Here is a 9,961-nt window from a genome sequence, read left to right on the forward strand (position 1 = left end):
AAAAGTACACGCTTAGGTACACAGATTTCATGCGCTTTCCTGCCTTGATAGTAAGTTAATCATTGCACGGCAAGTCTACCAGCAAGATCAACGCTAAACTGTCTCACGCCTTTATGCGAAGAGAGGGTAGAGAACTACCCGGAGCAAAGTTCTGTTCGAAAGTAACGCAAAACCAAAGCGATGACTATCCCTGACCTACTACTACCAGATCGCCAGCTCTATCAGGTTGAAGAAGTATTTCATCTTATTGCCGCAAACAAATTTCCTTGCGACCGGAAGCTACCGTGTGGCAACTGCCCAATATACCAAGCATTCTCTAAATCTTGGAAATCGCCGGTACCCAACTGTGACTCGGTCATGGCAAACAGAAGCGCGGAGATGCACTATCTATCCAGACAAGTTGCCCTCGCCGCAAAAGACAATGTTCTGCGCCTATGGGACCCCAAATGGCGACACGCGTTGCCGTTGCCAACGCACGACACGGAAAAGACCGCCACCCCCGATCAACTCAAGTATTGGGTCAAAGCAGGCTCTGTTTACCAAGACGACTTGACCAGATTCCTAAAGGACGAGCGCATTCCGTTTGCCTTTGAGAGAGAGGACAAACCGAGGACTGAACTCGCAATTGCCCACGAAGAAATCATCAAGCCGCAAGAGCAAGTCAAGCCAAAACGCGAAAAGAAAGACGAACTGGCCATACTGATTGATCAGATTTTAGGTAAAAACCCATCTCTCACGCCAACCGAAGTTATGTTGCGCCTACTCGCACAATGTGGCGCTAAGGAGTCAATCATCACTGAAAACATGGGCGATGGTTTTAGATGGGAGCCATTCAATCGCGAACTTCAACATTGCACTATCAAAAATCTAGAAGATCGCATCTACCGCTGGAAATCCAAACGTAAAAAAATGGACAAGAATCCTCGTAATACACGCGTATAGCACTCGCTTTCGCGCACAGCACTCGCTTATCCCACAATCGCACAAAAATTCAATAACTTGCGCTCCATTCCGCAGCTAACCAGCCAAGCGGATTCACCCAGGAGCACAACATGTCCTCAAGTACCACCCGTTCAACAGAGCCGCCCCCCTCAGTTCGCGCTCTGGTTCATCCAATGCTGTCAGTGTTTGATGACCTACCGGAATCAGCCTTCGTTTCACTTCACGTTGTTTGCGCATTGTTCTGCTGCTCTCCCGCTACGGTTTGGCGTCGAGTTCGCGCAGGCCAACTGGCATCGCCCCATCGCATTGGATTGCGTACAACGCGTTGGCGCGTTGGCGATCTCCGAAAAGAGTTGGCTAAGCCAATCGGGAGCGAGCAATGATTCCGACGACACCGCCCTCACGCCGCTTCCCAAATGCCAACAACGTCCTGCCTTCAGCATTCGGCACGCGTGTCAAAATCGTTTCTGCCGCAACCATTCCCCCTGAATCGATCAAATGGATTTGGTTCGGCTGGTTAGCGGCAGGAAAACTCCACATGCTTGCAGGCCAACCAGGTGCAGGAAAAACTGGCGCTGCCGTTGTAATGGCGGCCACAATTTCACGCGGAGATTCAGGTGGTCGATGGCCTGACGGCACGGAGGCTCCGGCTGGGAACGTAGTGTTCTGGACTTGCGAGGATGGGCTAGCGGACACAATCATTCCACGCTTGATTGCCGCTGGTGCAAACATGGAACGTGTCTTCGTCCTCACCGGAACAGAAGAAAACGGTCACGAGCGCGCATTCAATCCTGCAAAAGATATCGAACGTCTGATGCAGCGCGTGGCGGAGATAGGCAATGTTAGCTTGATCATCATTGACCCGATTCTGCAGGTTGTCGGCGGAGACTCACATAAAAATGCTGAGGTACGCCGCGCACTAGAGCCTTTGGTGGCTTTTGCCGAAGAGCACGGCATTGCAATTCTCGGGATCACTCACGTTAACAAGCGTTCGAAGGGGAAAGATCTTATCGATCGAATCACCGGTAGCCTCGCATATACCGCAGTAGCGCGTATCGTCATACTGGCGGTGAAAGGCGCAAAAACCGAAGGTAACAATGCACCACATAGCTGCGTTTTAGTTCGCGCAAAAAGCAACATTGGTCCAATTGAAGGAGGATTTGCCTACCAAGTCGAATCTCATCAATTCGAACTCTACGGCGAACAGTTCAATACCTCGATCCTTGTATGGAATCCAATTCAGCTAGAAGGCGCACCGGAAGCAATTTTGCGCAACGTCGAATGCAATGGTGGTGATTACGTCGAAAACACCAACGCATTGGCAACGGCATGCAGCTTTCTGAAAAAACTATTGGCTACTGGCGGCCTCCCCTATCAAACCATTGTTTCCGTGGCCAATAGGCTCACCCCAACAATTTCCGTAGCCTCACTGAAACGAGCCAAGGCCGAACTTCCCATCCTCGCCGTGAAAAGGCCCGCCAAGCCCCCCAATCAGGCCTGTCACTACTGGTATCTCGCTGAAGCGCTAGGAGATCAGGATCCATCTGCCTATTCATACATCAGCAACTCCCCACTAGAGCTCAGATCGCTATTCGATCAGCCGATCAATTCAGCTCCGAATGGCAACTTTTGGGGTGGTATGGCGCCAACGGCACAATCAACAGCCTTTACTGCACCACATGAATCGCATGCAGCAGTTGAGTCACATGCACCAGTTGCCCCAAGGGACAACGACCGCTATTTGGCAACTGCTCTGCAATTGGCGGTAAAAGAAGCTGCGCACGCATACTCATCACGCAAGTGGAATGCCGAAATCCCCTGGGAAGATTTCATTTCTGAAATCGAGGACGACGTCACAGAGAACCTGGTCGATGCGGATTTGCTTGGCGAACTTCGTTCAAGGCTTCATGCGACAACCTGGTGGATGCTCTTGCCTTCAAAAGCGGTTATCTAAGTTCGATTTGCGCAGTCGCTCAAGTAAATCCGCGCCTGCTTCTCCTAAGTATTTTTTTACCGCTAACACCAATAACTATGAGGTGTAGCCGGACATAAAAACCATCGGCACAGCGGGAAGATCGATATTGACCATCGATTGCTTCCCGCTTGTTTCGATCCCCTCGTATTTAGGCGCGCACTTCCTATTAGATTAATTAATCAATACTTATTTATATATTAACCATGACAATTAACAATCAACCTATCCCTACTCCTACCGATCCGATCAATCCCATCATGAGTGCTATCGACACTCATAACATGGCGTCACTACCGACTGCATCTAAGCTGCCTTCCGTATCTGCCGATCAATCATTCCGTGAACCTCTCTGGGATATTCATGAGTTTGTTCGTCTGGTACTGGGCAAGGAATCTCCTGGCTTTCAAATCTTCGTGAAGAAGAACGGAGACAAACGTATTGAACCGTTATCCCTGGGTAAGCGGTTCTATCGCCTGATGAACAACTTCATGGCTCGCATCCCTGAAGGTAGTGATCCCGCAGGGTTTGTCGGTCTATTCCGTGATTGCTGCATCGAGTTGAAGCTGTACTACAACCCGTTTGGCAAAGCCGGTGATTACCATCGTCCAGGTGCTGACGGAAAGGACATGAGCGGGGCTGAGCTATTCAATGTCCTGTTGGAACTGATCCGTAAACGTGCTCGGAGCGATAGACGCTGCAAGAACCACCTGAATTTCGCAGACGACTACGATCTCGATGAACTGAAGAGTGTCGTTTCCTACTTTGATGATCTGTTCATGGATTACTCGAAGATCCTGGTGGTGCGTGTAGATCTCGGTTACCAAGCCGATGAGGCAGACAAGATCAGCTTTGAACGGGCCCATGGTGACATTCAGCGTTTCATTAACCATCGGCAGTGGCAGGCCTGTTTTAAGCACAGCATCGGCTACGTGATCGGTCGAGAACGGGGTACTAGCTCAACTGCTGAGAACGGTGGCAATGGACGAGGCTATCACTTCCACTGCTTCATCCTGTTTGATGGGCAGAAGGTGAAGAATGACGTCGAACTGGCTAAACAAATCATCGATTACTGGAAGAACCGAATCGTCAATTCGTCGCGTACTCCGGCAGATGAGCAGACCAAGATTTGGTACTTCAACTGTAACCACAAGGCACGAACCGCAGGATATCGGCATGACGGCATCGGCATGGTGCAGCACTCAGATGAGTTGAAGCGCTGGCACTTGATTTCTGCGTTGATCTACCTGACGAAGCATTCTCAGGCCTTGGGTGATGACGTACCACCAGGAACAAGGGCACTGACGAAGGGGCAATACAAGCCCCGTGCATTGGAAACGCGGGGACGTCCTCGGCAACTCATGATTCAGGGAGAAAAAGTCTCGGTTCGAAGAGGTGGGCATCCATCTGGTTATTTTTTATAGCCAGGCCAGATGCTTTGAAGCACACACCACCTTTCACTGCTGGAGACTGAACATGAATACACCATTTTCCCCTGTAGCCAATCGCCACAACCCGAAGGCGGCTTACACCAAGATCTACAAATGGGTGCTGCGCTTTGGCTCACCCACATTACTGTCATCGAGTTGCGAAAACCCAATCCTGATGAACTATCAACGCCTGGCGCAGAGCAATTGCTGGGTAACGATTAGCTACAACCGATCATTTGACTCGTTCTTTCTGAGCGCATCAAACGGGATTGCGACTCCAGCCGCCAAACTGTCGGAGATCAAGCAATTGTTGGATGCTGCAGTGGTTCGCCGCCTGCCGCAACTGGAGTTGGATCCTTCTGACAACGCAGTTTGGACGATGTTACAAATCGAGCTGACAGATACTGAATTGCAGGAATCAGAGATCGAGACAACGTTCAATCGTATTTGCAAGGCAATTGACGATAGCGCAGTGCCGATTCTCTCGATGATTTATGGAGGGCTTTCGGTAGAAGATGCAATCGCTGCTTACGAGAAGGCGCAGGCTGTTTCGCTGGCAAATTGGCGTGCAGCGATTGCGCCATGGACAAGTCGGAGCATAGAACAGGTGATTTACCGCTAATGCTGAGGGGTAAGACAGGGGACAGTAAGCGCCGGAGCGGAACAACCATGTAAGGATGGTACGAAATGGAAGATTTTCTTCCTGACAATTTCTGCCCAAAGGCTTTCAAAAACGTGACTCAGGGGTTCGTCGTTCCGTTAGGTAATGCCCCGGGGTTGAAAAATGAAACGAGACCGACACACAAAAGCCCCCCTGTTATTTCAGTGATTGAAATAGCTCTTTCATGTGCTTGAACTCACCACCAACCCGGTCAAGGGAGAATTGATACATCAATGAGTTCTCTGCGAATTTCTGGCGCTCAACATCCATTTCAACGGTATTTCCGTCAGCCGCAGCCTGAGAAGGAACGTGATATTTCAGGCTTACGGGTGGCGACTGCCAAGAAGAATTGCCCTTCGAATGTCCCGGCGAGGAGGCGTTCAATTGAAGAGGAGGAGATTGCTCGCCACCAGCGGCCTCAGCAATATCAATATCCATCGCTTTGTAGCCAGGGGTGTCAGCGTTGGCGATATTAGACGCAAGAATTTGCTGCCTATAGGCCCTTATTCCGAGCATTTTTTGTTGGAAATCCTCGTTTTTCTTGCCTAAGCCGTTCTCGTTCGCTGGTAAGTGAGATGAATGGGTTGTGCCAAGAGTCAATTTCCCGGCGGGGTCGAGATTGTCGCTTAAGGCAACATTGGCAGCCGCCGAACGTGCGACGGCGTTTTCAAGGATGCTTGAAAATGTTGCCGAGCTTTGAGTTTCACCTGCGTCGGAGATGCGAGGCGCTGCATTTCCAATAAATCCCCCCGGCCTTACCGGGAACAAAGCTGAAATCTCAGACATAGAAACTCGTTGGATGAAATGCGGCCGTGGGAGCTATTGGCTGTGTCCGATTTCCTAAGGGGTACCGCCCACGCATTGCGCTGCCCCTTTGCCTGGGCTGTCAGTGAACAAATGGACGGTAAGGTGAGCATCTCGCCTAATTCAAGACGAAACGTACACTCTGGCCAGGCTTGTCGCCGAGTTTGACTATGGCGACAGCCTTTGTGCCGGCTTGGATCTTGAAGGCTCCTTGGGCACGCAACTGGTTACTTCCTGCTGGCAGCAATTTGGCTTCGGTCTTGTCTGATGCAGACAGCAGCGTTATGGTAGCTGACGCATTCCGGGTATCGACAGGCTGGTCGTGATCGGTCACGTAGAGCGTGAGGGAGTCAGCCTTCGCCACCAACTCGTAGTTGATGTCCTTGATGACCGATACGACGCCACCATGCTGTGGCTTTGCGTCATGGGCGTGGGACTGGCCCGGTTTCTCGGTATGGGCATGGCCCTTATGGTCGTCCGCAGCGGATGCCAGATTGACGAAGCAAGCAAAGAGTAAAGCAGAGAGTACCGTGGAAGGTTTCATGGGAGCTCCATGTCAGTTGATAAATCGGTTAATGAAAATTTGGGTTATCGTCGTGCTCGGATGTGCTGCCGACGTAGGTGCAACCTTCCGGTTGGTGCGCACAGGGTTTTGTTTCGCACTGCAGCGTCGTGTGGACCACCTTGAAGCGGTTAGCTAACACCGTCTGCAAGGCGGGCATCAAAGTTTTCTCGGGGGAGTAGGTCTGGTCGTAAACCACATGCGCGGTCAGGCTGGTCTTGCCGGTCGTCAGCGCCCAGAGATGCAGGTCATGGATGCCGAGTACGCCTGGCACAGCCAGCATGGCCTGCTCCACCTCTCCTAAATCGATGCCCTCGGGCACACCTTCGAGCAGGATGTTCAGACTGTCCTTCAGTAGGATCCAGGTGCGTGGCAAAACCCAGAGGCCAATGGCTACAGCCACAAGTGGATCTACCCAGGACCAGCCGGTTAGCTGAATCACCACCGCGCCCACGATCACGCCGACCGACCCCAGAAGGTCACTCCACACTTCGAGATAGGCTCCCTTTACGTTGAGGCTATTTGACTGTCCCCCGCTCAGCAGGCGGATGCTGATCAGATTGACGATGAGGCCAATACTGGCGACGACGAGCATCCCAACCGAATGGATTTCGGGCGGAGAGGTGAATCGCCGGTATGCCTCAACCAGGATGTAGAGCGCCACGGCAAACAGCAGCATGGCATTGAAGGCTGCCGCCAGAATCTCAAAGCGGTGATAGCCATAGGTTCGGCGACGATCGGCCGGGCGACGGGCAACACGAATGGCCGCCAATGCGATAGCGAGCGCGGCAGTATCGGTCAGCATGTGAGCGGCATCCGAGATGAGGGCCAAACTGCCAGTCAATACGCCGCCAATAACTTCGGCAATTAGAAAACAGCCGGTCAGCGCCAGGGCAAAGCGCAGGGCGCGCTCATTCTCAGTGCTCGGGATGCCGTGTGTGTGGCTTGTACTCATGGGACCCGCCCTTTATCGTTGTGGTGGCAGCGCTTCAATTTTTGTTTCATCGCCTGGAGACGGAACTGAAGGTTTTTTGAATACTTTGGTGTCTTTTGGCGCCGCTCTTCCCGCCAGCAAAACCATCCGTAAAGCACCAGAAAAGTCAGCATCATCCCCAGGCCGAGCATGAGAAGCTGGAATTCAAGGTGGCTGTGGATCAAATGCTTAAACATGAGGAGACGGCACCAAGCTCAGGACTGCTGCGCCTTGCCGCAATTCGGGCAAAACTTAGTGCCCGGGGCGAGGTTCGCATTGCAGTCCGCACAATTGCCGGGCACCAAGGCTGTGCCGCATTGGGCGCAGTAGCGTCCCCCAGGGTTGGTCGCGGAGCCGCACTTCGGGCATGAGGGGCCACCGGCAGCGCTATTGGTGGGCGGCGCTGAATTTGAGGGGTAACTATTCCCCCAGCCATGATGTCCGCTATTCCGTTCACGGCCATGATGATCTCCGCCATGCGAACCGGCGACTCCTCGCAAGAGTTTTTCAAAGAATCCCATAACAGCCTCCGTAGTTGAGTGGAAGAATGGGTGACCGACGGTTTATGCCGAATCTGGCACGGAGCCCCCGGTCACGAACAGAAAACGCTAGGCCTCAGATGGCTCGTCTATCGATTTCGTGAAGTCCTCCTCATCGGCATCTTTGCCGTGAGCAAGGCGATATAGAAGCGGCAACACGAGAAGCGTCAGCGCCGTCGACGACAGGATTCCACCAATCACCACGGTGGCAAGCGGGCGTTGGACTTCCGCACCGGTACCTGTTGCAATCGCCATGGGGACAAAACCGAGCGAGGCGACCAATGCCGTCATCAGCACGGGGCGCAATCGAGTCAGCGCCCCTTCGTGAATGGCATCATCCAAAGAGCGCCCCTCTTCACGTAAATTACGGATGAAGGAAATCATCACCAAGCCGTTCAGTACCGCCACACCGGACAAGGCGATAAAACCGATGCCTGCCGAGATCGAGAGCGGAATGTCCCTTAGCCAGAGTGCGACAATGCCGCCTGTCAGCGCAAACGGAATGCCGGTAAACACCAGCAGCCCATCTTTCACGTTCCCGAACATCGCGAACAGCAGCGTGAATACCAACAGCAAGGCCACGGGCACCACAATTTTGAGACGTTTCGAGGCAGACTCCAGTTGTTCAAAAGTTCCACCCCAGGCCGTCCAGTAGCCGCTCGGAATCTTGACCTCGGCTAGACGGCTCTGCGCCTCGCCAACAAAGGAGCCGATATCTCGTCCCCGAACATTGGCACTAACAACAACGCGACGCTTGCCGTTTTCCCGGCTAACTTGGTTCGGACCCGGTGCGAGCTCGAGACTGGCGACTTCCCCCAATGGGATGTAGGTCGTACGTACATCAACCCCGTTGCCAGCGGAAGCCCCCTTCGGCAAAGCAATCGGCAAACGCTTTAACGATTCGAGATCCGAACGCAGGCTATCCGGCAAACGTACGACAATATCGAAGCGTCGGTCACCTTCAAACATGGTTCCAGCCTCTCGACCACCAATCGCTGTCGAGATCGCATCCTGGACATCACCAATATTGAGTCCGTAGCGCGCCGTTTTGTCCCGGTCAATATTCACGGTCAGCATAGGCAAGCCCGTCGTCTGCTCGATCTTGACCTCGGAAGCGCCTGGGATTTTCTCCAATACAGCGGAAATCTTGCTGGCCGTATCGTTCATAACATCCATGTCATCACCGAATATTTTGATGGCAACATCGCTGCGTACACCGGAGATCAACTCATTGAAACGCAATTGGATCGGTTGGGAAAACTCATAGGTATTCCCCGGCAGTTTTCCAACGGTTTTTTGGATAGCGGCCAGCAGTTCGTCCCGAGATTTCCGTGGCTCTGGCCATTGCGCTTCAGGTTTCAACATGATGTAGCCATCCGAAATATTGGGTGGCATCGGATCTGAGGCGATTTCGGCCGTCCCGGTTCTCGCGAAAATCCTGTCGATTTCCGGATACTCCGCCTTGAGCCGCTTTTCCAACTGTTGCTGCATGGCCACTGACTGCGAAAGGCTGGTTCCCGGAATACGCAGTGCCTGAATCGCGAAGTCGCCTTCATTCAGGCTCGGTACGAATTCGCTCCCCATGCGCGTAGCGACCAAGCCTGAGAGAAGAACCATGACCGCCGTGAAGACCAGCACCACCGGCTTGTTCGCCATGACGCCAGCCAGAACTGGCTCATACCAGCGCTTGGCTGCCCGCATCAGGAAATTTTCCTTTTCATCCACCTTTTCACCAATGAACAGTGCAACGCCAGCGGGAATGAAGGTGACGGAGAGGATCATGGCACCTACGAGCGCGGTGACTACGGTGAAGGCCATGGGATGGAACATTTTTCCTTCGACCCCGGTCAGCGCGAAGATCGGCAGATAGACGATCATGATGATGAGCTGACCGAATAGCAGCGCTCGGCGAGCCTCTTTCGAAGCGGTAAAGACTTCGTGGAAGCGCTCGGTCCGGGTCAACGGTCGCCCGTGATGTGCCTGGGCATGGGCCAAACGGCGAACACAGTTCTCTACAATGACAACTGCACCATCGATGATGATCCCGAAGTCAAGAGCGCCGAGGCTCATCAGGTTGG

General features: G+C 52.9%; 10 protein-coding genes. 4 read left to right on the forward strand and 6 right to left on the reverse strand.

Going from position 1 to position 9,961, the window contains the following annotated elements:
• The first annotated feature begins 378 nt into the window (after window positions 1–378).
• The 4 genes from Q0P59_RS15100 (at window position 379) to Q0P59_RS15115 (ending at window position 4,966) form a co-directional block, all read left to right on the forward strand.
• Entirely contained in the window at window positions 379–942 is a 564-nt protein-coding gene (locus Q0P59_RS15100; protein WP_295007727.1) for a hypothetical protein, read from the forward strand.
• A 379-nt stretch (window positions 943–1,321) separates the two neighbouring features.
• A complete protein-coding gene (locus Q0P59_RS15105; protein WP_295007729.1) occupies window positions 1,322–2,896 on the forward strand; it encodes an AAA family ATPase in 1,575 nt (524 codons plus the stop codon).
• Window positions 2,897–3,174: 278 nt separating this feature from the next.
• Window positions 3,175–4,338 carry an inovirus-type Gp2 protein gene (locus Q0P59_RS15110; RefSeq protein WP_295007731.1) on the forward strand — a complete coding sequence of 388 codons (1,164 nt, stop codon included), beginning with the start codon at window positions 3,175–3,177 and terminating at the stop codon, window positions 4,336–4,338.
• 52 nt (window positions 4,339–4,390) lie between these two features.
• Complete coding sequence (locus Q0P59_RS15115) at window positions 4,391–4,966, forward strand: hypothetical protein (RefSeq protein WP_295007733.1); 576 nt, start codon at window positions 4,391–4,393, stop codon at window positions 4,964–4,966.
• Between the two features lie 195 nt (window positions 4,967–5,161).
• Here the strand turns inward: Q0P59_RS15115 and flgB are convergent, their stop codons facing one another.
• The 6 genes from flgB to Q0P59_RS15140 all read right to left on the reverse strand — a co-directional run.
• Entirely contained in the window at window positions 5,162–5,791 is a 630-nt protein-coding gene (gene flgB / locus Q0P59_RS15120; RefSeq protein ID WP_084019511.1) for a flagellar basal body rod protein FlgB, read from the reverse strand.
• Between the two features lie 136 nt (window positions 5,792–5,927).
• Window positions 5,928–6,353 (reverse strand): hypothetical protein, encoded by a 426-nt coding sequence (locus tag Q0P59_RS15125; protein WP_295007736.1) that lies wholly within the window; start codon window positions 6,351–6,353, stop codon window positions 5,928–5,930.
• Window positions 6,354–6,381: 28 nt separating this feature from the next.
• Window positions 6,382–7,326, reverse strand: a complete 945-nt coding sequence (locus Q0P59_RS15130; RefSeq protein WP_027456346.1) for a cation diffusion facilitator family transporter — start codon at window positions 7,324–7,326, stop codon at window positions 6,382–6,384.
• Window positions 7,323–7,541, reverse strand: coding sequence for a hypothetical protein (locus Q0P59_RS15135; protein WP_027456347.1), 219 nt, complete (start codon window positions 7,539–7,541; stop codon window positions 7,323–7,325). The genes Q0P59_RS15130 and Q0P59_RS15135 overlap by 4 nt, the downstream gene beginning before the upstream one ends.
• A gap of 18 nt (window positions 7,542–7,559) precedes the next feature.
• Window positions 7,560–7,865 carry a zinc ribbon domain-containing protein gene (locus Q0P59_RS19695; RefSeq protein WP_366090903.1) on the reverse strand — a complete coding sequence of 102 codons (306 nt, stop codon included), beginning with the start codon at window positions 7,863–7,865 and terminating at the stop codon, window positions 7,560–7,562.
• Window positions 7,866–7,952: 87 nt separating this feature from the next.
• On the reverse strand, window positions 7,953–9,961 hold a 2,009-nt coding region (locus Q0P59_RS15140), incomplete at its 5' end, for a CusA/CzcA family heavy metal efflux RND transporter (RefSeq protein WP_295007740.1).

Origin of the sequence: uncultured Dechloromonas sp., from assembly GCF_945957265.1 — a bacterium.
Lineage (GTDB): Bacteria > Pseudomonadota > Gammaproteobacteria > Burkholderiales > Rhodocyclaceae > Azonexus.

Excerpts from the sequence above, each read along its gene's own strand:
- Q0P59_RS15100 (WP_295007727.1), top strand. The coding sequence starts at position 379 with ATGCACTATCTATCCAGACAAGTTGCCCTCGCCGCAAAAGACAATGTT.
- Q0P59_RS15105 (WP_295007729.1), top strand. The coding sequence starts at position 1,322 with ATGATTCCGACGACACCGCCCTCACGCCGCTTCCCAAATGCCAACAAC.
- Q0P59_RS15110 (WP_295007731.1), top strand. The coding sequence starts at position 3,175 with ATGAGTGCTATCGACACTCATAACATGGCGTCACTACCGACTGCATCT.
- Q0P59_RS15115 (WP_295007733.1), top strand. The coding sequence starts at position 4,391 with ATGAATACACCATTTTCCCCTGTAGCCAATCGCCACAACCCGAAGGCG.
- flgB (WP_084019511.1), bottom strand. The coding sequence starts at position 5,791 with ATGTCTGAGATTTCAGCTTTGTTCCCGGTAAGGCCGGGGGGATTTATT.
- Q0P59_RS15125 (WP_295007736.1), bottom strand. The coding sequence starts at position 6,353 with ATGAAACCTTCCACGGTACTCTCTGCTTTACTCTTTGCTTGCTTCGTC.
- Q0P59_RS15130 (WP_027456346.1), bottom strand. The coding sequence starts at position 7,326 with ATGAGTACAAGCCACACACACGGCATCCCGAGCACTGAGAATGAGCGC.
- Q0P59_RS15135 (WP_027456347.1), bottom strand. The coding sequence starts at position 7,541 with ATGTTTAAGCATTTGATCCACAGCCACCTTGAATTCCAGCTTCTCATG.
- Q0P59_RS19695 (WP_366090903.1), bottom strand. The coding sequence starts at position 7,865 with ATGGGATTCTTTGAAAAACTCTTGCGAGGAGTCGCCGGTTCGCATGGC.